This is a genomic window from Brachybacterium fresconis (genome assembly GCF_017876515.1).
Classification (GTDB): Bacteria; Actinomycetota; Actinomycetes; order Actinomycetales; family Dermabacteraceae; genus Brachybacterium; species Brachybacterium fresconis.
In genome coordinates, this window is the sequence record NZ_JAGIOC010000001.1 from 2,656,250 (window position 1) to 2,679,596 (window position 23,347).

Annotated in this window: 24 protein-coding genes; 13 read left to right on the top strand and 11 right to left on the bottom strand. The window is 65.7% G+C overall.

What is annotated here, in order from left to right; all coding sequences use genetic code 11:
• Window positions 1-65 precede the first annotated feature (65 nt).
• From JOF44_RS11930 to JOF44_RS11945, 4 genes are all read left to right on the top strand, one after another.
• A complete protein-coding gene (locus tag JOF44_RS11930; RefSeq protein WP_209891474.1) occupies window positions 66-968 on the top strand; it encodes a carbohydrate ABC transporter permease in 903 nt (300 codons plus the stop codon).
• Window positions 965-1,858 carry a carbohydrate ABC transporter permease gene (locus tag JOF44_RS11935; RefSeq protein ID WP_209891477.1) on the top strand — a complete coding sequence of 298 codons (894 nt, stop codon included), beginning with the start codon at window positions 965-967 and terminating at the stop codon, window positions 1,856-1,858. Before JOF44_RS11930 ends, JOF44_RS11935 begins: the two co-directional genes overlap by 4 nt.
• A gap of 897 nt (window positions 1,859-2,755) precedes the next feature.
• Window positions 2,756-3,973, top strand: a complete 1,218-nt coding sequence (locus JOF44_RS11940; RefSeq protein WP_209891478.1) for an IS110 family RNA-guided transposase — start codon at window positions 2,756-2,758, stop codon at window positions 3,971-3,973.
• 235 nt (window positions 3,974-4,208) lie between these two features.
• Window positions 4,209-5,495, top strand: coding sequence for an ISL3 family transposase (locus JOF44_RS11945; RefSeq protein WP_209891481.1), 1,287 nt, complete (start codon window positions 4,209-4,211; stop codon window positions 5,493-5,495).
• A gap of 241 nt (window positions 5,496-5,736) precedes the next feature.
• Here the strand turns inward: JOF44_RS11945 and JOF44_RS11950 are convergent, their stop codons facing one another.
• Entirely contained in the window at window positions 5,737-6,159 is a 423-nt protein-coding gene (locus tag JOF44_RS11950; protein WP_209891484.1) for a DUF3800 domain-containing protein, read from the bottom strand.
• A gap of 195 nt (window positions 6,160-6,354) precedes the next feature.
• Here JOF44_RS11950 and JOF44_RS11955 point away from each other — a divergent pair, with 195 nt between their 5' ends.
• Window positions 6,355-7,767 carry an IS1380 family transposase gene (locus tag JOF44_RS11955; protein WP_417281547.1) on the top strand — a complete coding sequence of 471 codons (1,413 nt, stop codon included), beginning with the start codon at window positions 6,355-6,357 and terminating at the stop codon, window positions 7,765-7,767.
• 156 nt (window positions 7,768-7,923) lie between these two features.
• On the opposite strand, the gene JOF44_RS11960 is transcribed toward JOF44_RS11955, so the two are convergent.
• Together JOF44_RS11960 and JOF44_RS11965 are read right to left on the bottom strand one after the other, a co-directional pair.
• Window positions 7,924-8,214, bottom strand: a complete 291-nt coding sequence (locus JOF44_RS11960; protein ID WP_209891486.1) for a hypothetical protein — start codon at window positions 8,212-8,214, stop codon at window positions 7,924-7,926.
• Between the two features lie 195 nt (window positions 8,215-8,409).
• Window positions 8,410-8,628, bottom strand: a complete 219-nt coding sequence (locus JOF44_RS11965; protein WP_209891489.1) for an HIT family protein — start codon at window positions 8,626-8,628, stop codon at window positions 8,410-8,412.
• 311 nt (window positions 8,629-8,939) lie between these two features.
• On the opposite strand from JOF44_RS11965, the gene JOF44_RS11970 reads away from it, so the two are divergent.
• The 5 genes from JOF44_RS11970 (at window position 8,940) to JOF44_RS11990 (ending at window position 12,580) form a co-directional block, all read left to right on the top strand.
• A complete protein-coding gene (locus JOF44_RS11970; RefSeq protein WP_209891491.1) occupies window positions 8,940-9,746 on the top strand; it encodes a hypothetical protein in 807 nt (268 codons plus the stop codon).
• Window positions 9,747-9,825: 79 nt separating this feature from the next.
• Window positions 9,826-10,362: a DinB family protein gene (locus JOF44_RS11975; RefSeq protein WP_209891502.1), complete on the top strand. Its 537-nt coding sequence runs from the start codon at window positions 9,826-9,828 to the stop codon at window positions 10,360-10,362.
• Window positions 10,363-10,563: 201 nt separating this feature from the next.
• Window positions 10,564-11,163: a GNAT family N-acetyltransferase gene (locus JOF44_RS11980; protein WP_209891505.1), complete on the top strand. Its 600-nt coding sequence runs from the start codon at window positions 10,564-10,566 to the stop codon at window positions 11,161-11,163.
• Between the two features lie 107 nt (window positions 11,164-11,270).
• Window positions 11,271-11,876, top strand: a complete 606-nt coding sequence (locus JOF44_RS11985) for a class I SAM-dependent DNA methyltransferase (RefSeq protein ID WP_209891509.1) — start codon at window positions 11,271-11,273, stop codon at window positions 11,874-11,876.
• 221 nt (window positions 11,877-12,097) lie between these two features.
• On the top strand, window positions 12,098-12,580 hold the full coding sequence (locus tag JOF44_RS11990; RefSeq protein WP_209891512.1) for a hypothetical protein: 483 nt from the start codon (window positions 12,098-12,100) through the stop codon (window positions 12,578-12,580).
• A gap of 54 nt (window positions 12,581-12,634) precedes the next feature.
• Here the strand turns inward: JOF44_RS11990 and JOF44_RS20760 are convergent, their stop codons facing one another.
• Window positions 12,635-13,429 carry a phosphotransferase family protein gene (locus JOF44_RS20760; RefSeq protein ID WP_342591768.1) on the bottom strand — a complete coding sequence of 265 codons (795 nt, stop codon included), beginning with the start codon at window positions 13,427-13,429 and terminating at the stop codon, window positions 12,635-12,637.
• Window positions 13,430-13,471: 42 nt separating this feature from the next.
• On the opposite strand from JOF44_RS20760, the gene JOF44_RS12000 reads away from it, so the two are divergent.
• The gene (locus JOF44_RS12000) at window positions 13,472-14,755 is read left to right on the top strand and encodes a glutaminase (protein ID WP_209891518.1); all 1,284 of its coding nucleotides are present in this window, start codon (window positions 13,472-13,474) and stop codon (window positions 14,753-14,755) included.
• 3 nt (window positions 14,756-14,758) lie between these two features.
• Here JOF44_RS12000 and JOF44_RS12005 read toward each other — a convergent pair whose 3' ends face one another.
• Window positions 14,759-15,325 (bottom strand): TetR/AcrR family transcriptional regulator, encoded by a 567-nt coding sequence (locus JOF44_RS12005; RefSeq protein WP_209891521.1) that lies wholly within the window; start codon window positions 15,323-15,325, stop codon window positions 14,759-14,761.
• 99 nt (window positions 15,326-15,424) lie between these two features.
• Between JOF44_RS12005 and JOF44_RS12010 the strand changes: the two genes are divergently transcribed.
• Both JOF44_RS12010 and JOF44_RS12015 read left to right on the top strand, forming a co-directional pair.
• Window positions 15,425-16,201: an SDR family oxidoreductase gene (locus JOF44_RS12010; RefSeq protein ID WP_209891524.1), complete on the top strand. Its 777-nt coding sequence runs from the start codon at window positions 15,425-15,427 to the stop codon at window positions 16,199-16,201.
• Window positions 16,202-16,231: 30 nt separating this feature from the next.
• A complete protein-coding gene (locus tag JOF44_RS12015) occupies window positions 16,232-16,633 on the top strand; it encodes a GlcG/HbpS family heme-binding protein (protein ID WP_209891527.1) in 402 nt (133 codons plus the stop codon).
• 181 nt (window positions 16,634-16,814) lie between these two features.
• Here the strand turns inward: JOF44_RS12015 and JOF44_RS12020 are convergent, their stop codons facing one another.
• From JOF44_RS12020 to JOF44_RS12045, 6 genes are all read right to left on the bottom strand, one after another.
• Window positions 16,815-17,225 carry an MFS transporter gene (locus JOF44_RS12020; RefSeq protein ID WP_209891530.1) on the bottom strand — a complete coding sequence of 137 codons (411 nt, stop codon included), beginning with the start codon at window positions 17,223-17,225 and terminating at the stop codon, window positions 16,815-16,817.
• 62 nt (window positions 17,226-17,287) lie between these two features.
• Window positions 17,288-18,070, bottom strand: a complete 783-nt coding sequence (istB, locus tag JOF44_RS12025; protein WP_209886504.1) for an IS21-like element helper ATPase IstB — start codon at window positions 18,068-18,070, stop codon at window positions 17,288-17,290.
• Window positions 18,067-19,641: an IS21 family transposase gene (gene istA / locus JOF44_RS12030; protein ID WP_209891533.1), complete on the bottom strand. Its 1,575-nt coding sequence runs from the start codon at window positions 19,639-19,641 to the stop codon at window positions 18,067-18,069. The genes istB and istA overlap by 4 nt, the downstream gene beginning before the upstream one ends.
• Before the next feature lie 169 nt (window positions 19,642-19,810).
• The gene (locus JOF44_RS12035) at window positions 19,811-20,593 is read right to left on the bottom strand and encodes an MFS transporter (protein WP_209891536.1); all 783 of its coding nucleotides are present in this window, start codon (window positions 20,591-20,593) and stop codon (window positions 19,811-19,813) included.
• Window positions 20,594-20,982: 389 nt separating this feature from the next.
• Window positions 20,983-22,247 (bottom strand): IS3 family transposase gene (locus tag JOF44_RS12040; protein ID WP_377785327.1). Its coding sequence is split into 2 segments (ribosomal slippage): window positions 20,983-21,905 and window positions 21,905-22,247, totalling 1,266 coding nucleotides; the frame shifts between segments, so codons are not numbered across the junction.
• 275 nt (window positions 22,248-22,522) lie between these two features.
• Window positions 22,523-23,212 carry an HAD family hydrolase gene (locus JOF44_RS12045; RefSeq protein WP_209891539.1) on the bottom strand — a complete coding sequence of 230 codons (690 nt, stop codon included), beginning with the start codon at window positions 23,210-23,212 and terminating at the stop codon, window positions 22,523-22,525.
• Window positions 23,213-23,347: the final 135 nt, after the last annotated feature.

Sequence of the window (23,347 nt, forward strand, 5' to 3'; positions counted from 1 at the left end):
CCGGGCCCGCGCCCGCCGCCGAGTGCCGACGCGCCCGGGGGAAAGCCCGGGAGAAAGGAGAGGGTATGAAGGGCTTCGTCTCGCGCTACGGCGCACCGGTGCTCATGATCCTCCCGTCGATCCTCCTGATCGGCATCTTCGTCTACGCCCTGCTCGGTGTGAACTTCTGGACGTCAATGACCGACAACCACACCGCCGCCCAGCAGGCCGGCCAGGAACCCGTCGCCTTCGTGGGGCTGACCAACTACATCGACCTGCTGATGACCGAGCAGTTCCGGCACTCACTGGCGAACCTGGTGCTGTTCACCCTCGCCTTCCTGGTGGGTGCGATGGCAACGGGATTCGTCTGGGCGTGGCTGCTGGAGCGGCCGCTGAAGGGCGGACGGTTCTTCCAGACCGTCTACCTGTTCCCCATGGCCGTGAGCTTCGTCGCCTCCGGGGTCGTGTGGCGCTGGCTGCTGAACTCTAGCCAGGGCGAGGGCGCCAGTGGCCTGAACCGGCTGTTCCAGTTGATCGGGCTGGACTTCCTGCAGAATCCCTGGTGGAACAACGTCACGTTCGGCATCCTCGCGATCGCCCTGCCAGCGATCTGGCAGCTCTCGGGCTACGTGATGGCCCTGTTCCTGGCCGGGTTCCGCGGCGTGCCCGAGGAACTGCGCGAGGCTGCCCGCATGGACGGCGCCAACGAGTGGCAGATCTACCGCCGCGTGATCTTCCCGCAGCTCACGCCGATGCTGATGAGCGCGATCGTGATCATCGCCCACATGTCCCTGAAGTCCTTCGACCTGATCATGTCGATCTCCGGCGCGTCGGCCTACCAGACCAAGGTGCCCGCGATCGACATGTTCGTCTTCAAGTCGGGCTTCGACTACGCGAACTCCGCGGCGGTCGGTGCCTTCCTGCTGATCATCGTCGCGTTTCTGATCGTCCCCTACCTCGTCAACCAGCACCGGGAGCGCACCCGATGAGCACCCCCATCACTCCCACCCCGGTCGCCCCCGACGACGTCGAGATCCACCCCGCTTCCCGCACTCGGGGGCGAACGCGGTGGGCGCAGCTCGTCCGCTACTCGCTGATCCTGTTCGGCATCGTCGTCGTGCTGATCCCCGTCTACGTCCTACTGATCACCAGCTTCAAGGGCATCGGCGACGCCTCGCCGACCCGAGCCTGGTTCCTTCCGCAGGACTGGACCACCGAGAACTGGACCCGGGCCTGGGACGCGCTCGCCCCCTCCATCTGGCGCAGCGTTCAGATGGTCGTCCCGGCGACGATCATCTCAGCCGTCCTCGGCTGCATGAACGGATTCGTCCTGTCGCGCTGGCGCTTCCCCGGCGCCGACCTAGTCTTCACGCTGATCCTTTTCGGCATGTTCCTGCCGTACCAGGCCGTCATGATCCCGCTGATGGAAATGCTGCTGGCCGTCGGCGTCCCGAACGGCATCCCGTCGCTGATCCTGCTGCACGTCGTCTTCGGAATCCCGATCACGACCCTGATCTTCCGGAACTACTTCGAGTCCGTCCCGCACGAGCTCATCGAGTCCGCGAAGGTCGACGGCGCTGGCATGTTCCGCACGTTCGTCAGCGTCGCGCTGCCGCTGGCGATTCCGGGCTTCGTCGTCGTCCTGATCTGGCAGTTCACCAACGCCTGGAACGACTTCCTGTTCGCCGTGTTCTTCTCGTCCCCGGCCAACGGTCCCGTCACCCTGGCGCTGAACAACCTCGCCAACGGCGCCCTGCTGACGAACTACGGCGTCTCCATGGCGGGCGCACTCCTGGCGTCGCTGCCGACGCTGCTGGTCTATATCCTGCTCAGCAAATACTTCCTGTCGGGACTTATGTCCGGCTCGCTCAAGGGATGAGCTCGCGCAGTAGTCTCGAATCATGTCGCCCAATTTCTCCGACTCGAGGGCTCCGCACTCCTATCTCTCCTTGTGAATCAATACCAGATTTAACACCTGTGGGCGTTCGCACTTCTTGGTCGACTTGATCCGCCGCTCATAGTGGGCACCGGGTGCGGTTCGATCTGAGTCTCTACGGCGTGCTGGCGTGCCCTGTCCTCTCCGATCTGTCATTGATGGAAGTGGCAGATTGGAGAGGCATGAGATCATCACGACGTGAGCAAGGCAGACAACGCGAGCCCGACGCCGCCGGTGGTGCGCGGGACACCGATCACGATGCGCCGCCGGTGCGGCAAGATGACGTGCCGATGCGCGAGCGGGGCCCAGCACGAGAGCCCGGCGCTGTCGACGAGCCGGGCGGGCCGGTGACGAGCAACGTGCGTCCGGCCGATGTCCCGGCGGCCCAGGCGGCACTGGACCGATACCAGAGCGCTCGCGAGGATCTCGAGGCGCAGGCAACGCAGGGCGTGGAGGCACTGCGGGCCCGGCGCAGACGGCGCTGAGGTCCTGGGAGCAGCTGCTCGCGCTCACTGCAATGGTGTTCACCGCGCCGGGCTTCGCGCTCTTCACCGACCTGGTCACCGGCTGGGTGTGCCCCGTTACCTTCTTCGTATCCCCGGTTCCACACGGGATCGGGGTGGCTGGCCTGTCGGGCCCGGCATGGCTCTTACCCCCAGTCGTTGATGATCCGGGGGGTGTTGCCACCGGGCCTCGATAGGCGTCAGAGGATCGCTGATAGGGACCAGGCCAAGCCGCGTAGCGATGCGACGGCAGGCCGGGCGTAACGTGGATGCCGAGCTCTGAGGCCGCAGGACAAGCCAGCCGTTCCACCCGTCCGACCTCGCCTTGGAGGAGCTCATGTTTCCCGAACACGACACGGTCGATGTGTTCATCGGCATCGACGTCGGCAAGACCGACCACCACGCCGTCGCGATCGACCGCACCGGCAAGAAGCTGCTGGACAAGCCCCTGCCGCAGGACGAGGCGAAACTCCGCGCACTGATCAACAAAGTCACCGGCCACGGACGGATTCTCGTGGTTGTGGACCAGCCCGCGACCATCGGCGCACTGCCCTTGGCGGTCGCTCGGGACATGGGCGTCATGGTCGGCTACCTTCCCGGTCTGGCCATGCGCCGCATCGCCGATCTCCACCCCGGTGAAGCGAAGACTGACGCCCGCGACGCCGCGATCATCGCCGATGCCGCCCGCACCATGCCCCACACGCTGCGTTCAATCGTGCTGGCCGATGAGCAGGCCGCGCAGTTGAGCATGCTCTGCGGTTTCGACGACGACCTCGCCAAGCAGGCCACCGCCACATCGAACCGGATCCGGGGGCTGCTGACCCAGATCCATCCGGCACTCGAGCGCACCATCGGCAAGCACCTCGACCACCCCGTCATGCCTGCCCTGCTGGAGAAGTATCCGGGCCCGGCGGAGCTCCGGAGGGCGGGGCAGAAGCGCGTTGCGACTTTCATGCGCAAGTACGCTCCCCGAGGCGGGAACGCCTGGGCCGCAGACATCTTCGAAGCGCTGGACCAGCAGAGCGTCACCGTCGCCGGCACCGACGCGGCCGGCCTCGTGCTGCGCCAACTCGCCACACAGCTCGCCCAGTTGCGCACCTCCCGCGAGGAGGTCTTCGAGCAGGTCGAGAAGTTGGTGGCCGACCACCCTCTTTGCGACCTTCTGATGTCCATGCCGGCGGTCGGCGTCAGGACCGCTGCCAGGATCATCACCGAGGTGACCGGCAAGCACTTCGAGACCGCAGGCCACCTCGCCTCCTACGCTGGCCTCACCCCGGTGACCTGGCGTTCTGGCACCTCGATCCGCGGGGACCACCCCTCGAGGAAGGGCAACAAGGTCCTGAAACGGGCCTTGTTCCTCTCTGCGTTCGCAGCGCTGAAAGATCCAGTCTCCCGGGCTTACTACGACCGGAAGCGGGCCGAGAAGAAGAAGCACAACCAGGCGCTCATCGCCCTCGCCCGACGCCGCTGCGACGTGCTATTCGCGATGCTCCGCGACGGCACGTTCTACACCACACCGACCACCCCCGAGGCGCCCATCGCGACCGCCGCCTGACACCTCGCACGCACCCACGAACCGGCAGCAACGCCACCCTGCCGGCCACTCCCTCACGCCCCAGTCCCAGCGCCACGAACCCAAACAAGTAGCCCTGATCCTCTTGACGAGGAACATAGGGGGCTCTTCCCGGTTCGTGGTGATGGGGAGCGTCGCGTCGTTGGCGTAGAACGGCTCGTGGTCCTGCTGTGATGGGTGTTGTCAAGACATCCACATTCCAGAGGACCACGAGCCTGTGCACGAGAATACTGGTTCGCAGCGGGATGCTGCGAGCACGATCTTCAACCTGCCCAACTACCGCGTCATCGATGCCGTCGACCTGCCCGATGGCAGCCGGCGGGTGGTGATCGCCTCGACCGTCCCGCCGGGCTGTCCGTCCTGCGGGGCGCTCGCGACGCAGGTCCACTCCCGCCGGATGCAGCAAGTCAGGGACGTTCCCGTCGCCGGGGCGACGGTGGTGGTGTGGGCCAAGCGGCGCTGGTTCTGTCTCGAGCCGGCCTGCGCCCGGGGCACGTTCGCTGAGGCCACCGAGCAGATCCCCCGATACGCCCGCTCGACCACCAGGCTGCGCGATCAAGTCGTCTCGGCCGTGATCACCTCCGGCCGGGCAGCTTCCGAGGTCGCCCGGGCCCACGGCGTCTCGTGGTGGCTGGTCCAGGCCGCCCTCAGCGCCGCTGCCGTGGTCCTGACCGACGTCGAGAAGACGTGCGTGACCCGGCTGGGCATCGATGAGCACCGCTACCGGTCAGTGCGCTGGTTCCGCACCGATCAGGGCTCCTGGAGGCGGTTCGAGCCGTGGATGACGACACTGGTCGACCTGGCCACCGGGCAGGTCCTGGGCATCGTCGACGGCCGCGACAGCGCCACCGTCGGGGACTGGCTCGCCCAGCGCTCCGAGGCCTGGCGGGAGCGGATCGAGATCGTCGCGATCGACCCCTCGGCCGCGTTCCGCAAAGCACTACGGACCTACCTGCCCCGCGCCGCGGTCTCGGTCGACAAGTTCCACCTCGTAAAGCTCGGCAACAACATGGTCACCACCATCAGGCAGCGCCTGGCCCGCACCCACCGCGGTCGCCGGGGCCGCAAGGACGACCCGGCCTGGGCCCACCGGATGCTGCTGCTACGCGGCGGCGACACCCTCACCCCGCGAGCCTGGGAGCGGCTCGAGGACGTGTTCCGCACCGATGACCCCACCGACGAGCTCTCCGCCGCCTGGGGCATCAAGGAGCAACTCCGCCGCCTGCTGGCCACCGACACCCTCGCCCAGGCCTGGGACGAACGGATGCGGATGGGCTACTTCGCCCAGATCGCGAACATGCCCGAGGCGACAAAGCTCTACGACACCGTCGTGGCCTGGTGGGACGCGATCGAGGTCCTCATCGTCACCGGCGCGACCACCGCCCGCGTCGAGGCCGCGAACACCGGCATCAAGAACATCAAACGCACCGGCCGCGGATTCCGCAACGCGGAGAACTACCGGATGCGTATCCTGCTGACCAGCGCCGCGAGAACCGTAGCGTGAACACCCTCCACAGCAGGGTCATTCACCACGAACCGCGAAGAGCCGGTATACCCCAGAGTGACGCCGCGGTTGGCTCCTGTTGGCGCAGCGGCCCCAGTCGCACTCGCCCGCTCCAGAGGTGACGTGCGGTGCTCACTCCTGGCGCGAGTGGGTGCCCAGTGCTACCCTCGTAGACGCGAGGCCCTATGTGGCCTGTTGGTCACCCAAAGGGTCTCGCATCTCGCGAACCCCTGGCCTTTGGTCAGGGGTTCTTGCGTTCGTCCACCCAGATGATGCCGTTGTCAGAGCCGGGTAGCCAGCGATTCTTGGTCCTGTAGTAAGCCCGGATCGCTGCCGGCACAGGCTTGTTCTTCTGGCCCCACACCTCGGGGTGGTTCTGCAGGTGTAGGTGGTACGCGCCGTATGCGACGAGATCAGCGGCCTGGATGAGCTGGTTGTACTTGCTGTCCTGCATGACGACGTCTTCGATGACTCGCCGCGTGCCAAGGTCCAGTGCTCGATGGGTGTTGCGGTACGGCGCTGCCGAACGGAGCGCCTGTTCCCAGTCTGCTCGGATCTCTTCAGGACTGCGGTCCGCGTGCGGCTCACCGTAACCCTGCTGGCCGTCGTAGAAGATCATTACCGTGGTCTGTTCCTTCTCTGCCCACTGATCCAGCCAGTTCACGAGCACGGCGTATGCCTGGGCTGATGAGTTGGTGGGTGTCGCGATTGTGACGATCAGCAGGCCCTCGGCCTTAGCCTCGGGATTTCATGGGGGCGTGGTCCCGACCGGCGGACGGCATGGAGAAAGGTGCTCCTGACCTGGAATGATACGGGGTGTTGAAGCTCGTATCGATCCACCGGAAGGAGCACCTTTCAGGTGTCCCAGCCTACCTTGTTCTTCTACCCCCGTCCGCGCGTGGACATCGCTGAGGTCCCGGCGGTCTCGCAGGCGGGTGCGGTGCTGCTGACCGACACGCTCCATGCCACTGGCCTGGCCGCTTCGCTGCGCGAAGCGCTGGGTCCCTGGACGAAACCGCTGGCCGAGCATCACGCCGCGAAAGTCCTGCTGGACCTCGCGATGACTCTCGCGATCGGCGGGGAAGTCGCCCGCGACACTGACCTGCTGCGGTGCGAGCCGGGACTGTTCGGGTCCGTCGCCTCTGCGCCGACGATCTCCCGCACACTCACTACCTTGGCCCAGGACGCCCCGGCGGTGGTCGAGGCGATCTCGAGGGCTCGCCGTGCCGCGCGCGAACGAGCCTGGACCATGGCCGGTGACCACGCCCCTGGCCACGGGGTCAGCGCGAAGAACCCGCTGGTCATCGACCTTGATGCCACACTGATCAACGTTCACAGTGAGAAGGAGCAGGCCTCACCGACGTTCAAACGCGGGTTCGGCTATCACCCTCTATGCGCGTTCCTCGATCACGGACAGGCCGGCACCGGGGAACCCCTCGCCATCGCCCTGCGCCCGGGCAACGCGGGATCGAACACCGCCGCCGATCACATCGCCGTCACGCGCGAGGCTCTCGCCCAGCTCCCGCCAGCCCTGCTGGGCCGGGGCGGGCGGGGGTCGAAGAAGATCCTGATCCGCACCGACGGAGCCGGCGGCACCAAGGACTACATCCAGTGGCTGACCACGCGGCGTCTGGCCTACTCGGTCGGGTTCACCCTCCCCGCACATACTCCTGACCTGCTGAAACGAGTTGACGAAGCAGACGCGTGGACGCCGGCCTATGACAGCGACGATGACGGGATTCGAGACGGGGCCTGGGTCGCAGACCTCACCGGGCTGCTGGACCTCGCAGGCTGGCCCGACGGGATGCGCGTCATCGTGCGGAAAGAACGACCGCACCCCGGGGCACAGCTGCGAATCACTGACCACGACGGGATGCGGATCACCGCGTTCGCGACCAACACCAGCCGCGGACAGCTCCCCGTTCTCGAGCTGCGTCACCGTCGCCGCGCGCGCTGCGAGGACCGGATTCGCAACGCGAAGGACATGGGCCTTGAGAAGTTCCCGCTGCAGGGATTCGCGCAGAACCAGATCTGGTGCCAGATCGTCCAGCTCGCCTCTGAGCTTGTCGCCTGGATGCAGACCATCGCCTTCACCAGCGGCGACGCAAGGAGATGGGAGCCCAAACGACTCCGCGCGCGGTTGTTCGAGATCCCCGCGACGCTCGTGCGGCGCTGCCGACACAAGGTCCTCCACCTCGCCCGGCACGCCCCGGAAGCCTCCACCGTCCTGACCGGCGTCAACCGGCTCCGCACCGCCGTCGCCCAGACCTGACCAGACGACTCAGCCGTCCCTACGATCTCCAGCTGCACGACCTCGGGCGTGGAACCCGACCGCCCGCAACGGACACTGCGACAGATCGTCACACCCAGATGCCAGAATCAGCAGCTGAACACCGGCAACGACGCCGGCCCACCCCACTCACGGGCGTCATGAAATTTCGAGGTTAGACAGCCACGAGAGCATGATGCGACCCGTCGCTTCACGTCGCGGCGTCGAGAACAGCTCGTCGTCAGCGGTGGTCTCGCAGTACCTTCCCCGGCCTTTGTAAAGCTCGTTGGCATGAAGCTCCTTGGTCTTGGGGACCCCAAACTCTCGGTGGATCTGGCGCCGGCCCTCGAGCCATGCCGCCAACACGTCGTTCCAGCGATGATCAGGCACCAGCAGAGCGGTGAGGATGGTGCCGCTCCTGGAGTCGCCGGAGTCATCGACGTAGACCAAGTGCATAGTTCCTCCGACTTCCTAGGCGCCTTCCCAGTATGCCGCGCTGACCTCGTTTCACACCGTGGAGAGTTCGTGGTGATCAGCCGCTCGACGGCAGCGCACGCGCAGGGACAGCTACGCATCCGGTTGCAGCCGCGCAACACCGTCGCGGCGCGTCTCCCTCGCACTCACGACTCAACCGGCGACCAGACGTCAGGACGGCGAGGCAGCTATGCCAGTCCGGACGGATTCAGCTGCTTCGTCAAGCTCGGCGCGTGGCCGTTGTCGCCAGCCGGCGTCGATGCGGAAGCCGTCGCCGGTTGTTCGGGGGAAGACGTGAAGGTGGACGTGAAAGACCTCCTGGAACGCGACTTCGCCGTCGGCCAGAAAGAAGTTCACCCCCTCGCACGGAAGCCCCGAGGTGGCGCTCATGGACTCTACTGTGCCCGATCCGGAGGGCGAGGTACCTCAACTGAGCGCATCCGTCCGGTTAGGCATCACCCTGCGTGACAGCTACAGCACCGTAGGCTTCCCCGTCCCGCAGGGTCCGAATCGGCAGTTTCCTGACAGATCTGCAGGTTGGGGTATACCCCAGCGCAACACTTGCCCGGTGACGATCGAGACAGGTGGAGTGGAGATAATGTCTTCACCCCGACAGAGAGCAGGCGAGAATGCCCCGAAGAGTTTCAGCCATCACCGTCCTCATCGCGTCCCCGAGCGACACGGGCGAGGCCCGGGAGCAGGTGCGCGACGAGGTCTTTCAGTGGACCCTCAACACGGGCATGCGCCGTGGTGTTGTAGCCCTACCCTGGCTCTACGAGCGCAACGCAGTCCCCCTATCGGGCGATCGGCCTCAAGCCCTGATCAATGAGCAGGCAGTGGACGACGCCGACGTGGTCGTGGCCTTCTTCAACAGTCGCCTCGGTAGCGATACGGGGATGGACGTATCCGGCACAGCCGAGGAGATCCGCCATGCCCAAGAGCGCGGCCGCCCCGTTCATGTTTACTTTTCTGACGAGGATCGCCCGCGCAAGCTCGATCTCGACCAGGCAGCGGCACTCGAGAAGTTCCGAGCCGAACTCCAGAAAACCGTCCTTACCGGGTCGTATAGTTCTGCAGTTGATATCGCGCACCAGGTAACGAGAGCCCTTGAACTAGACGTCCAGAACAACGAGTGGGCAACCGGCATCGCAGATTCAGGCGTATCTGGCCTGCACGGGAGCCCCGGGCTCAAGTGGCGACACGTCCATGAAACGAGCGTCAATGGGCGAGGCAAGACGGTCACGACCCGCAACGAGCTAGTGGTGAGTAACCCCTCCCCCGTGGATGCCGAAGGGCTTACATTCCAGTTGTCGGGCGCCCCCTTGGACTCCCAAGGGGAACCGGCAATGAGGTTCGAGGGACCCGACGGCCCCGTCACGGTCCACGGAGAGTCGGAGAGGTCCTGGCGCCTTATCCCCTTGGTCTCCTTCGAGGCCACCGTTGAAGCGAAGTGGACTCAGAACGGCAAGCCTCAGCAGCAGACAAGAACCTTCCGCGTCGGGCGCTAGCCTTAGATTAGATGCGATGAGCCATGAAAGGAGGCGGCCAGGGTCGGCGCAAGGTTCCACTTGATGGCAGACTCGGCTCATGAGTGACGACAGCGGCATTGCGAACGGCACGCGGTATGGAATCACCGAGGCAGCCCACCACGGGGATGAACGCACGACGCTGCTGGGCGTGCTGCAGCGTCAACGGGACCTTGTCGCGTGGAAGCTCGGCGGCACCACGGATCAGGTTCTGAACTCAGCCGCCACACCGAGCGGGATGAGCCTGCACGGACTGGTACGCCACCTAACCAACGTGGAACGGTCATGGCTGCGGGGTGTCTTCGCCGGCCAGCGTGATCTTTGCTATGACTGGACCGAGGAAGATCCGGAAGCCGAGTGGCGGGTGGCGGCGGACACGACCATGACCGACCTGCTCGCGGGCTACGCCGAGGAGTCCCGTCGCTGCGATGCCGTAGTCACTGCTGCGCCCTCACTCGACGTCACCTCTGCCTCCCGCGACGTATCGATGCGCTGGATCCTGCTGCACCTGGTCGAGGAGACCGCACGCCACCTCGGGCACCTTGACCTGTTACGTGAGCGGGCTGACGGAAGCACCGGCGAGGAACCGACGACGTAACCGACCCCAGCAACGGCATCGTCTCGACCCCAGGACGAAGCGCCGTCCGTTGTACCGCAAGGGGATCCGCTTGCGGGAACGCTCGGCCGTGGTCGTGACGGAGCTCGACACGTGTGGCACCGACTCCTCGGTCATACTCTTGCGGACGGCCACGAGTGCAGATGCTTCCCCTTCGCCGGTCGTGCGCCTATCGTCGATCACATGAGCAGCTACAGTAATTGGGGTGAGGGCGCCGGAGTGTCGCCGGTAGTTTCCTGGCGCGAGGAGTTGCGCGTCGAACCATGCAGTCAGTCCGACCTGGAACACCTCTTGTCTCAAGATCTCACGCTGCAGGTTGCAGCGCATCATCGCGAGCGCTTTGCGCTGCAACGTTCTGGGGTTGCATCCTACCTTCTGGCATGGCGAGGACCGCAGAATGTCGGACGAGCGACGATCTACAACGAATCGAAGTACAAGCCAGTTCGTGCGGCTCACCCCGGCGTGGCCGAGATCAATGCCCTGGAGGCAGAGCCTCGACGGCAGGGGATCGGGACGGCAATCATAACCGCAGCCGAATTGGTCGCGGCACGGCAGGGCCGCGCTTCGATGGGGCTTGCTGTCGAACCAAGCAATCCGGAGGCGCGTCGGCTGTACGAACGCCTCGGCTACGTGCTGTGGGGACGCGGAGAAGTGACCGATGAGTGGGTTGAATCGGGAACTCGCGGCGAAGTCGTTCATCAGAACTCGTGCGACTACATGATCAAGTCGCTAAGCAGCGTTGCCTCAGGACCCGCGCTCGATCAAGATGACCGGGATGGGTGATCTTTGGGTCCGTCCTTGATCGATGACAATGCCAATCTGATGCTCACCACTTCGCTGTCTGCCCGGTCAGCGATAGATCACCGAAACGCGCGTCTATCCTCGTGAGCATGACTGATGGCCAGGTCCGCGACGCCTACGCTGCGCGCGCAACGGAGTACACCCGGGCGCTCGGTTCCCTCGAGGAGATGCACGACCTGGACCGGCGACGGATCCAACGATGGGCCGAAGACATCCCTGGTCGGGTGCTCGACGGCGGGTGCGGTCCCGGGCATTGGGCGGCATTCCTGCATGAGCAAGGCGTGGACGTGGAGGGAGTCGACTTGGTGCCCGCATTCATCAAGAGCGCACGCACCCGCTTCCCCGACGTGCCGTTCCGGGTCGGCGCGCTCGACCGTCTCGACGTGCCCGATAGATCGCTGCACGGAGTCCTCGCTTGGTACTCGCTCATCCACGTTCCCCCGGAGGAGCTGCCGGCGACGCTCTCCGCGATCGCCCGGGCTCTGGTGCCGCGCGGGCGAGTGCTCATCGGATTCTTCGAGAGCGCCACGGCGGAGCCCTTCCCACATGCGATCACAACGGCCTACTACTGGCCGATTGAGCAGATCCGCCATCTGCTCAACCAGGCCGGCTTCACCGTGCTCGACATCGAGTCGCGCCGCGATCCCGGTCAGAGGCCGCACGCCTCGATCTCGGCCGCGGCGCATTGTCAGTAAACCATCGGCTTGCGGAATGCGGACCCCCAAGTAATCGCTCTGGACCCGCGGCTGCGGGGCCGCCACTTAGCGTCGGAAGATCCCCGCCATTTAGCGGACGAAGTCACACCTCCCCCGTCCCACAGGGCCCGAATCGGCGCTTCCGTGACACGTCTGCGCCGTGGGGTATACCCCAACAGGACGCGTCCGTTCGCTACCGGATTCGGTGCATACTGACCTTCATGTCCAGTCGTGTCCCGCAGATCGTTGCTCTCGGAGTCCTCGGGCTCCTTGCGGCATCTGGTTGCGCGAGCGATCCCGGGCGCGGAGTCAAAGCTGAAGCGTGCGTCTCGTGGGCAGATCTGTCAGATCCCCAGGCAGCGTTCGACGAGGCGGATGCCGTGATCATCGGCCGATCAAGCGCCTCCACAACAGTGACGAACATGTACGGGCTCGACGCCGCTGTGCACGACGTGGAAGTGCTGCAGGTACTCAAGGGGGACTTGGCGGACACGGAGGCAATCGCCGCGACCCCGGAAACATGCACTACCGGCGCCCCTTACCCGAGCGGCGATCCTTTGAACGCTGATGAAGATCTGCTTCTCTTCCTGACCCAGCCGGCTGGCGGCACACCGTGGTCCACGGTGACGCCACTGGACGGTGCGCAGCCCGCGCCGAAGGATGGGTCACTCCCGTTTGAAGTCACCGCCACCCCTGGTGGCTGACCTGCCTGCGAGTCCCGGAGCATCCATGGATGGGGACTGCTGCACGATCTGGTGTCAGTCCGGCCTTTCGCCGCTGGGGTCGAAGAGGGTGCCTTCGACAGCGCGGCGCTCGAAATTCCCGAGCGCGTGGTTGCGCAGCGATCCGAGTCCTGCAAGGTGTGCAGCCGCCGCGACCTGCAGGCGAAGAGTCGCTCGGTGGAGCATCGCTCTTCGGATCTCCTCCGACTCGCCAAGCGGCATGACGCCCGAGGCGCCGTGGAAGCTGATCAGGGGCGCGAGGTCGATCACGGGATCTCCGATACAGGCATGGTCGAAGTCGATGACCGAGTCGACTCGTTCCCCGGCCCACAAGATGTTGTGAGGACCGAAATCGCCATGGCAGAACGTCTGTGGAGCATCCATTTCGGCGTCGAGCATGGCCTCGACGCGCTCCACGGCGGTGAACCGCGTAGCCCGCGAGAGCAGCGGGGCCAAGTCGCGTCGCACGATTCCCGGCCAGAGCTCTGCGCCGCACCAAGCCCGCACTGGTGCTAGTTCGTGGTGGACGCGTAGTGAAGTCGCGCGGAGCGAGCGCAGCACATCTTCGTATGCAGAGAGCCTTTCGGAACCACAAGCTTGGAGAGCTGTTTGTGCGGGAGTCTCAAGCTGTGGCAACGCATCTGGCTCGAGGTGGCGCCCTCGGGGCAGTCCTTGGTGGCGACGAGAGGCTTCTACGTGTTCGTCAGGGACTGCCGCACGGATCGCGGACGGGGCTGCCCCCGTGACTCCGTCGGGCGCAGCACGCCTGATGTCCGCCATGCACGGCGTGCCGCCGCGCAGGCCGGGGGGCCTCCTCGCCGTCCCCGACATAAGATCCCTTGAAGCGACAAGACTGACGCAAAGGAGCACGCGATGAGATCACCTATTCTCGGTTATCTCGACACGGTCATCGAGGAGACCGCTCACATCAGCGCCGGTGATGTTGCCGGTTACATCCCCGAACTCGCGGCCGCCGACCCGGATCGCGTGGCCATCGCCCTGTGCACGGTCAACGGTACGGTCTATTCCAGCGGCGACGTCGACCATCGTTTCAGTATCCAATCGATGTCCAAGCCGTTCGCGTATGCCCTGGCGATCGAGGACCACGGCCTGGGCGCGGTGCTCGACAACGTCGGTGTCGAACCCAGCGGTGAGGCCTTCAACGAGCTCTCCCTTGATCCAGAGACCGGCAAACCGCGCAACCCGATGATCAACGCCGGTGCCATTGCGACCCACGCGCTGCTAAAGAGCGACGAGGAGTCGTCGGTCGAGCGGATGCTCAAGTTGTTCTCGCAGCTGACGGGTCGACAGATCGACATCGAGGAGGCAGTCGCTGCATCGGAGCTTGGTGCGGGCGATCGCAATCTCGGGCTCGCTCATCTCTTGCGCGCGGCCGGGGCGCTCGCGCAGGAGCCTGGGCCTGCGGTCGAGGGGTACATCCGCCAATGCGCGGCCTCTGTCACCGTGCGTGACCTTGCCCTAATGGCGGCAACCCTTGCCAACGCCGGCGTGCAACCTGAAACGGGCGAGCAGGTGTTGCGTCGACAGACGACCAGACAGGTGCTCAGCGTCATGGCGTCCTGCGGCATGTACGACGCGGCGGGAGACTGGCTCTCCACAGTTGGCATCCCCGCCAAGAGCGGAGTCGCCGGAGGCATCATCGGCGTCCTGCCCGGGCAGATCGGGGTAGTAGTCTTCTCTCCCCGGCTCGACCCACACGGCAACAGTGCCCGTGGGATCGAGATGATGAAACGGCTCTCAGAAGACCTCGGTCTGCATCTCATGGACACGGGAAGACCAGCGCGCTCCTCACTGCGCGAGACACGGACCGTCATCGTCGAAGGACAACCAGCGACGATCTATGTCCTCCAAGGTGACCTGGTGCTCAGCTCCATCGAATCCCTCGTGCACGAGATTATCGAGCATCCTCCGCAGACCGACCTCATCATCTTCGACATGAGCCGAGTCGACGAAGTGCATGCCGTCGCCCGGCGCACGTCGTCCGACATGGCAACGAAGCTCGTCGAAGAGGGACACCAGATCATCCTCATTGATCCAGACGAGACCGTCACCGACTTCCAAGACAGTCAAGGACGCCCCGTCGAACGGTGGAGCCCTCATCGACTGGAACAAGCAACCGAAGGTCCGGAACGGTGACCCTCAAGCACGGGCCCTCGCGGCGCTGACGAGCGCCTCGACGGAAACGATCAGCAGGGCGCGGTGCCGCTGGAGGCGGTCATCAGACCAGGGCCCCTCTGATGCGTGCGCGCGAAGCCCAGACGATGCGAACTGCCACGCCGTGATCTGGCCAAGCAGCAAGGCGAGCACATCGACCGCCGCACCATCGAAATGCTCTGACAGCTCTCGCACCTTGGGCTCGTACGCCTGGACCTCGCCCGGCGATGCATCCTCCCGCTCAAGTCCAGCCCAGGATGTTAAGCGCAGGATCTCTGGTCGCTCTGTCAGGTAGTCGAACAGCGCCGCGGCGTACGAAGGGAGGTCCTCAGCAGTGAATGGCACCTCGTCTGCCATCTCGGCCAGCGCGGCCGACACCACAAGATCGAACAGCTGGCCCTTGGGTCCGAAGTGAACGTAGATGGAGCGCTTGTTGACCCGCCCAGTCTCAGCGATTCTGTCCACGCGCGCGCCAGCAAGGCCGAACTGCGCGAACTCGGCCCGCGCCGCGTCGAGGATCCGACGTTTGGTCTCCGTGGCATCGGGTGGCATCCCCTCAGCCTATAGGTAACCACCTGGTTATTGACCTGTCTGTCCTGGCGTGGCAGGCTCCCTGTCGTAAGCATCCAGATAGTTACCCAAGGAGTGCCCATGTCCCAGAAGATCTTGATCACCGGTGCCAGCAGTGGATTCGGGCAAGGAGCAGCGCTCGAGCTTGCCCGTCAGGGCCACGATGTGATTGCCGCTGCCGAGACGTGGCCCCAGGTCCGCAGCCTTCGAGCGGATGCCGACGCAGCCGGCGTCGAACTCAACGTCATCAAGCTCAACCTGCTCGACCCCATCGACATCGCTCACGCCGGCTCCTTCGACGTGGACGTTCTGGTCCTCAACGCCGGAGTCATGGAGGGCGGGTCCGTGGTCGATATCCCGCTGCAGAGAGTGCGGGAGTCGTTCGACATCAACCTGTTCGGGCACCTCGAACTGGTCCAGGCCATCGCACCGAAGATGATCGCTCGCAAGAGCGGACGCATCATCTGGACCTCCTCGATGGGCGGGATCCTCGTCGTCCCGTTCCTAGGCGCCTACTGCGCGACCAAGCACGCGATCGAAGCGGTCGCCGGGTCGATGAAGGCCGAGCTGGAGCAGTTCGGCATCAAGGTCGCCACCATCAACCCCGGAGTGTTCGGGACCGGGTTCAACGACACCGGCGCCGAGAGCTACGTGCAGTGGTACGACGGCGAGACCGCGCATGTCCCGATGCCTGACTTCGGTCCATCGCTGGCCGACCAGGCCGACCCCCAGGAGATGGTCGACGCGATGGTGGAGACCATCACCGCCGACAATCCCGACTACCGGACCATGCGGCCACTGGAGACCATCGACGCTGCCAAGCAGTGGCAGGAAACCGAGTGGACCCAGAAGGCCTGACACCAAGAGAGAAGGAAAGGACAGAACCACATGTCACACCCCACAATCACTCTTGAAACGGCCAGCCGCATCATCGACGCCGGCCAGGAGAAGGCCCATGATCTCGGCCTGAACGCCGTCTTCGCCGTCCTCGACGCCGGGGCGAACCTTGTCGCCTTCGAGCGCATGGATGGCGCCTGGCTGGCCTCTAATGATCTGGCGCTGGCGAAGTCACGTACCTCCGTCATGTTCGAAGCACCAAGCGAAGTTTTGAACGCGCCCTTACAGCTCGGTGAGCCGGTCGCTCACTTCGATCACACCAACGGCGGTCTGCTCCTCATGGGCGGCGGCGTTCCGATCACTGATGACACAGGTCGACTCCTCGGTGCGCTAGGTGTCTCAGGAGGAACCCCAGAACAGGACGCCGAGATCGCTCGGGCAGCGATCAGCTAAACGACTCGGGTCACGGAACGGGCCTCGTCCGGCGAGATGGGCGAACCCAGCCCCCACCGCTCCGGCCAGAGGCCCGTTCCCCACCCAGGCGCCGCGTCGACCACGTCGTAACGGTGCGCAGCAGCTGTCGCACTCACGGAGCCGAACGACCAGAATCTCCACCGCGTGAACCACACTTCCCTCACGAAACCCCTGCCCTTGCCGTGACCAAGAACGTCAGTGCGGCGGTGAGAACCAGAGCAGCGCTCACTACGAGTGGCCCCGTGGCTCCGGCTGTTGCGTAAGCGATCCCGCCGAGGATGGGGCCTGCAGCAGCGCCGATGTTGAGGGATGCTGTCGCGAACGAGCCCGACATAGTTGGGGCAGATGCCGCCGCGCGGATCGAGGCGGCGATGAGGGTGCTTCCGACGGCGAACGACAGCGCTCCTTGAAGAAGTGCGAGGGTGAACACCGCGGCAGGGACCGTGGCGAACACCGCGAGGGATCCCCATCCGACAAACAAAGCCGCTCCGCCTGCGACGAGGATGAGGGTGGAGTGAGCGTCGCCGTGCCGTCTGTCAACGGTCAGCGGGATGTCCCTGTGGGCGGTCATCAGATCTCCCTGTCCGCGGACAGTTCATCTCCCTGTCCGCGGTCAGTTGATCTCCCGGCTGGTTAGGTCAGTGGGACGACGCCGTGTCCGGCGGTGGCTTCGGCCAGGCGCATCGAGGTGCCCTCGGTGGTGATGACGTGGGCGTGGTGCAGGAGGCGGTCCACGGCCGCGGTGGCGAGGGTCTTGGGCATGAAGCTGTCGAACCCGGAGGGATGAAGATTGCTGGTCACGGCCAGGCTCCTGCGCTCGTAGGTCGCGTCGACGAGTCGGTAGAAGGCCTCGGCGGCAGCCTGCCCTGAGGGCAGCATGCCGATGTCGTCGACGACGATCAGGTCGGCGCGGGCGATGCGGGCGATGACCTTGCTGATGGAGCCGTCCACGCTGGCCCGTCCGATCGCGGCGGTCAGCGACTCCAGGGTGAACCAGGAGACCCGCATACCGGCATCGATCACCTGGTGGGCGAGGGCCTCGACGAAGTGTGTCTTCCCGGTCCCGGAGGGTCCGCTGATGGCGAGGTTCTCGGCGCGGTGGATCCATTCCAGGGTGGCCAGGGCCGACTGGGTCGGGGCAGGAATCGAGGAATCTTTCTCGCGCCAGGTCTCGAAGGTCTTGCCGGCCGGCAGTCCGGCGCTCTTGCGGCGCATCGCTTTCGTGGCCGCGTCCCTGCCTCGGACCTCCTCAGCGAGTAGCACGCGAAGGACCTCGGTGGGGTCCCAGCGCTGGGACTTCGCGGTGGCCAGCACGTCCGGGGCCGCAGCTCGCAGATAGGGCATGCGCATGCGCTTCAGAACTGCGGTGAGATCCTCGGGCAACGGCGGCGCGAGCATCGTCGTGGTGGCGGTCATCGGGTGTGCTCCTTGCGGGTGGTGGTGAACCCGGCCCAGCTGGTGGTGCCGGGCTGGATGGAGTAGGTCTCGTCGGCGATCACGAGGTCGGCGGCAGTGGCACCGCTGGCGTGGTGGTCAACGATCGTGGCGAGGTCGCCCTCGGCGAAGCGCCCTGCCGCTGCGGCGATTCCCAGCGCGGCATCGACGGCCTCGGTGCCGACCAGGGCGGCGAGTTCAACAGCGGCGGCCATCTTGGCTCGGATCCGCACCGTCCCGGCCGCGGAGGCTTCGATCAGCCAGGCCTGCGCCCCGTCCCCGAGGGCCAGGAAGTCGCGCTCGGCGCTGTTGCGGGCCCGCGGCCGCAGTAGGCGTGGCGCGCCGGCGGGGTCCTGGGGGTGGTCGGGATAGTGGGACAGGTCGATCCGCGGGGTCCCCGGAGTCGAGAGCTGGTGGCGGGCGACCTCGACCAGCCCGCGCCGCCCGCCGGCCCAGTCTGGGACTCGTGGCAGGGCGTCGAGGTCTGCGATGACCACCAGCTCCATCCCAGCCGCACGGACCCAGACCTCGGCCCCGACCAGGCCCGGCGGCGTGGAGTAGCGCACCGACCCGAACCGCACCGTCTGATCGGTATTGACCATCCGGGTCTGGCCCAGCGCCATCGTGTGCGGAGCAGACGGCAGCACATGCAACCGGGCACGCTCCTCGGCCAGCGCCTCGGCGGGGATCCGGGCGGACTCCCGGTGGCGGCGCTGATTGACCTTCCCCATGAATGCCTCGCAGGCGGCCTCGAGCTCGGCGAACGAGGCGTAGTCGGAGCGCAGGTTCGCGTCGGTGGGCACCACGTCGGCCTTGGCGATCTTCACCGTCGATTCGGTCCCGCCCTTGGACTCCGGATCGAACGGGACACAGGTATGGACGCCCATGCCGTAGTGGCGACCGACCTCGACGATCTGCGGGTGGCGGACCGGCACCCCGGCCACGTGATCGATCGAGACGGTCTTGGGATTGTCGGTCAGCACATAGGTCGGCACCCCGCCCAGACGCCGTAGCGTCGCGTCCAGGCACGTGATCAGCGTCGGCAAGGTCTGGTCCCAGACCGGGATCACGACCCGGAACCTCGAAAAGGCCAGCCAGGCGCAGAACAGCCACGTCCGCCGCAGCGTCCCGTCCGGGCCGGGGACCTTCGGGCCCTCGCCCCAGTCGAACTGCAACCACAAGCCCGGCTCGGTGATCCAGGGCCGATACGTGCGCTGACGTCCGGCCCGCCACGCCGCCTTGACCCGCGCGACCGCCCGCCGGGTGGTTCGCTCGGTGCCCTCGAACCCCAGCGAGACCAGCCGCTCGTGGACCACATCGGCGCGGACCTTGCCGCTGGACCGGTCGACCCATTCCTCGATCTTGGGTAAGAACCCATCGAGCATCCGTGGCCGCCGGCCCGGCCCCGTCACCGGGGCTCCAGCGTCACGGGCGGCGACGTAGCGCCGCACTGTCTTCGCATCCACCCCCGCCAGCGGCGCGGCCGAGTGCGCACTTCCCGTCGCGTCGAACGCTTCCAGAATCTCCATGATCTCCCTGTCAGACTTCTTCATGCGTCCCTCCGGTGGAACCTGCTCGTGGTGGTCGAAGACCTCGAGCAAACCCCGGAGGGACGCGCATCTCGGGACCGACACGACCCCGACCCCATCGCCACAGACAGGGAGATCAACTGTCCGTCAGCAGGGAAGTCCGTGTCCGCCTAAAGGGAGACTGACATGTCCGCTAGCACCGTCCCGCTGTCCATACTCCGACGCATGATCCGACGCCGAAAACCGCCAACACAGCAGGCACTGCGGGCGCGGCGAGGCCAGCGGACTCAGTGATCACTGGCGCGAAGTAGGTGAAGGCGCAGAACGTAGCACCGTTGATCAGTGCCCCGAGCCCCAACGGGATCAAGAGTCCCGGTCGGCGCAGAACTCGGATCTCCGCCACCAGCGACACAGGGCGCTGCCTGCCAACCGCTCGCTGAGGGGTCGCCACCATCACGGCGACCAGAGCCGGCACAGAGATGGCAGCTACCGCCCACATGGCTGCTCGCCAACCGAGCAGAGATCCAATCACGGCGCCGCCGGGGACACCTGCGATCAGTGCCAAGGTGGTCCCACCAAGGATCACGGCCAGCGCACGCGCAATGCGGCCGGGAGGTACCAGCGCCGAGACTGTGGAGAGCGTGACGGCGAGAAAGCCTGCATTGGTCAAGGCGGCCACGATGCGCGTGGCGAGGAGGAGTACGAAGCTGTCAGTCACGGCTCCGATCGCATGCATCGCGATAAAAACGACGAGGAAGACCGAGAGGGCAAGCCTCGGCGACCAGCGGCGACTGACGGCGGCCATGGCAGGAGCGCCGACGATCATGCCGAGGGCGAAGGCTGAGGTCAGTAGGCCCGCCTGAGGGATGCTGATTGCGAGGTCTTCCGCGATCTCCGGCAGAAGACCGGCGAGCATGAACTCGGAGGTTCCCTGGGCGAAGACCGCTACAGCGAGCAGGACGATAACGAGTGGCATGGTGAGTCTTTCGAAGTGAGGTGGCGGTCGGGTTAGACCGGCACGCGTGCTCACTGACCGCGATCAACGTCGCGCAGTCGCACCCACTCGAAGAGGAAGGCGTCGAAGTAGTGAGCTACCGGCGTACCGGCAGCTCGACCTTGGACGCTTCGGGAGAACTCACTGAACCACCATAACCGAGCCCCGGACTGACACGCACAGCGGTGTCACGCGCAGCGTCGCCAGGTACGTCTCGAACTAGGGAACCCCACCAGGACAGCTACTCGCAGGTCGTTTACGGTTCCCAATAGGGCCCGAGAACGCATTTTTGCGACACTTCTGTCGGGCTGGGTATACCTCAACGGAGCAGTTCCACGGGGCCTACCCCCGGTTCGTGGACACGGGGGTGTTTACGCTGCGAGCGCTAGCTTAGCGGTGTAGGCGCGCTCGTAGGCGTTCGGGGACAGGTAGCGGCACCAGGAATGGCGGCGCTTGGTGTTGTAGCGGGTCAGCCAGCGGAACATCTTGCGGCGGGCGGTGAGCTCGTCGGTGAAGCACGCGGCGTCGCGGAGGACCTCGCGCTTCGTGGTCGCGTTGAACGATTCGGCCATCGCGTTGTCGGCGCTGGAGCCGACGGCTCCCATCGACTGGGTCACGCCGAGCCGCTGGCAGAGCTCGGCGTAGGCCTTGGAGGTGTAGACGGACCCGTGATCGCTGTGGAAGATCGCTCCTGCCAGAGATCCACGGGCCGCGGCGGCGGCCTTGAGCGCGTCGGCGACGAGGTCGGTGCGCATGTGATCGGCGATGGCCCAGCCCACCAGGCGGCGGCTGTAGCAGTCGATCACTGTGGCCAGATACAGGTTCCCGCCCCCGCCGGCCTCGGATAGCGGCAGGTAGGTGATGTCGCCGACGTAGCGCTGGTTCGGCGCCTCGGCGGTGAAATCCCGGCCCAGCAGGTCAGGAACGACCTGGTCGGCCGGCTCCGGCACCGTCGTGCGGTGCTTACGCTTCTTGACGTAGCCGCTGAGGCCGGCCTCTCGCATCACGCGAGCGACCCGCTTGTGGTTGACCCGGTCCTCGGGCGCGGCCGCGTCGTTGAGCTCTGCCGTGATCCGCGGGGCACCCTGTGCATCGTCCTTCGCGTGGATGATGCGGATCCGCTCCAGCAGCTCGCCATCGGAAGCGGCCCGCGCGGACCGAGCCGGGGCGCCTGTCTGCCAGGCGTAGTAGGAGGAACGCTCGATCTCGACGAGCTCGCACAGTCGCTTCACCGGGTAGGTGGTGGAGTGGTCGGCGACGAACTGGAAGCGACTCACCAGCGCGTCTCCCCGGCGAAATACTTCGCGGCCTTCTGGAGGATCTCCCGCTCCGTGGTGAGCTTCGTCGTCTCCGCTCTCAGCTGGGCGTTCTCCGCCTCCAGCCGGGCCACGCGCTGCTCGAGCGGCTCACTAGGATCCGACGTGGAAGCTGTCGGCGCGGACCGCAACGGGCTGTCGGTCAGCGTGCCGTCAGCCGCGGTCTTCTTTCCGGTCCCGTGGGTCTCCAGCCACTGCCGCAGCGTGCCCCGGACGATCCCGAGGTCCTCCGCGATACCGCGGACCGTCGCTCCCGGTGTCGATTCGTACAGGTCAACCGCCTGCTGGCGAAACTCTTCGGAGTAGTGCTTCCTGGCCATGGTTCATGATCTCGCTTCCCCAGCAAATGCTGGAATCAGCGTGTCCACGAACAAGGGTCAGGCCCCCACCCGTCCACATAAGACGGTGGTCTCAACCGGTCAACGCACCACTCACCGGATGATGCTGGCCGGAGGTGGTCGTGACGTTTTCAACGGGGCAGATCGACGGGGCCAGCTCCAGCGGAACTCCCAAGGCCGCCCGGCAGAGCAGGCCGACCCGGCGTGACCCGCGGGGAACGCCGGGTCGGCATGCTCTGCTCTGGCAACGTGGAGACTCACTCGGACATGACGATCGGGAGCACGTCAACCAGCCTGGTAATACGTCGTGGGGACCTCGGCAGCCGTTCCGCACGGTCGAGGTGGAGGCCGTGGAGCCCTGCCTGCGTTGCTCCACGGAGGTCGAGGTCTTCGTTGTCGCCCACGTGGAGCACATAAGAAGGGTCTACCTCCAATGCCTCGCACACCGCCCGGTACGTGGAGGGCCTCGGCTTTGCGGCACCGAGAGCCTCACTCGTCCACACCCCGGACACGTACTCACGGATTCCGAGGTGGTGGGCTTTTCGCTGCTGCCTCGCCTCCGGCCCATTGGTCAGGATCGCCAAACGTACGCCCTGGCGGTGCAACTCGCGCAGCACGGGTACAGCGTCATCGAAACCTATCCACTCGCGCTCGTACAGCTCCACGAATCGCGCATAGATCCGATCGCACTCTGGGTCACTGATGCTCTGAGCAGGACCGAGGCTCTCCAGTAGTCCTCGAACTCGAAGCCTCCGGTACTGGGGTCCATCGATCTCCCCTAGGCCGCGCCGTTCAGCCAGACGCTCGGCGTGGCGCTCCCACGCAGCGACGACCGTGGGGGTCGCCTCGGCACCCATCTCTTCGACGAGGCGAGCAACCCCTAGGCGTGCGGAGCTGGCGTGATCGAACAAGGTGTCATCGAGGTCAAAAATCACGGCGCGGAACACGAGACCAGCATGTCGCACGCGCAGCCCTACGTCCTAAGATCACGAAGGCCTGCCGACCTCGTCGCACCATGTCCACCCTGCCGCAAACTACGGTGGTCTCAACCGGTCAACGCAGCACCCGTGTAGATTCTCGCT

Coding starts and splice junctions, on each gene's coding strand:
- JOF44_RS11930 (WP_209891474.1), top strand. CDS start 66: ATGAAGGGCTTCGTCTCGCGCTACGGCGCACCGGTGCTCATGATCCTC.
- JOF44_RS11935 (WP_209891477.1), top strand. CDS start 965: ATGAGCACCCCCATCACTCCCACCCCGGTCGCCCCCGACGACGTCGAG.
- JOF44_RS11940 (WP_209891478.1), top strand. CDS start 2,756: ATGTTTCCCGAACACGACACGGTCGATGTGTTCATCGGCATCGACGTC.
- JOF44_RS11965 (WP_209891489.1), bottom strand. CDS start 8,628: ATGAGCGCCACCTCGGGGCTTCCGTGCGAGGGGGTGAACTTCTTTCTG.
- JOF44_RS11975 (WP_209891502.1), top strand. CDS start 9,826: ATGAGTGACGACAGCGGCATTGCGAACGGCACGCGGTATGGAATCACC.
- JOF44_RS11980 (WP_209891505.1), top strand. CDS start 10,564: ATGAGCAGCTACAGTAATTGGGGTGAGGGCGCCGGAGTGTCGCCGGTA.
- JOF44_RS11985 (WP_209891509.1), top strand. CDS start 11,271: ATGACTGATGGCCAGGTCCGCGACGCCTACGCTGCGCGCGCAACGGAG.
- JOF44_RS11990 (WP_209891512.1), top strand. CDS start 12,098: ATGTCCAGTCGTGTCCCGCAGATCGTTGCTCTCGGAGTCCTCGGGCTC.
- JOF44_RS20760 (WP_342591768.1), bottom strand. CDS start 13,429: ATGTCGGGGACGGCGAGGAGGCCCCCCGGCCTGCGCGGCGGCACGCCG.
- JOF44_RS12000 (WP_209891518.1), top strand. CDS start 13,472: ATGAGATCACCTATTCTCGGTTATCTCGACACGGTCATCGAGGAGACC.
- JOF44_RS12005 (WP_209891521.1), bottom strand. CDS start 15,325: ATGCCACCCGATGCCACGGAGACCAAACGTCGGATCCTCGACGCGGCG.
- JOF44_RS12010 (WP_209891524.1), top strand. CDS start 15,425: ATGTCCCAGAAGATCTTGATCACCGGTGCCAGCAGTGGATTCGGGCAA.
- JOF44_RS12015 (WP_209891527.1), top strand. CDS start 16,232: ATGTCACACCCCACAATCACTCTTGAAACGGCCAGCCGCATCATCGAC.
- JOF44_RS12020 (WP_209891530.1), bottom strand. CDS start 17,225: ATGACCGCCCACAGGGACATCCCGCTGACCGTTGACAGACGGCACGGC.
- istB (WP_209886504.1), bottom strand. CDS start 18,070: ATGACCGCCACCACGACGATGCTCGCGCCGCCGTTGCCCGAGGATCTC.
- istA (WP_209891533.1), bottom strand. CDS start 19,641: ATGAAGAAGTCTGACAGGGAGATCATGGAGATTCTGGAAGCGTTCGAC.
- JOF44_RS12035 (WP_209891536.1), bottom strand. CDS start 20,593: ATGCCACTCGTTATCGTCCTGCTCGCTGTAGCGGTCTTCGCCCAGGGA.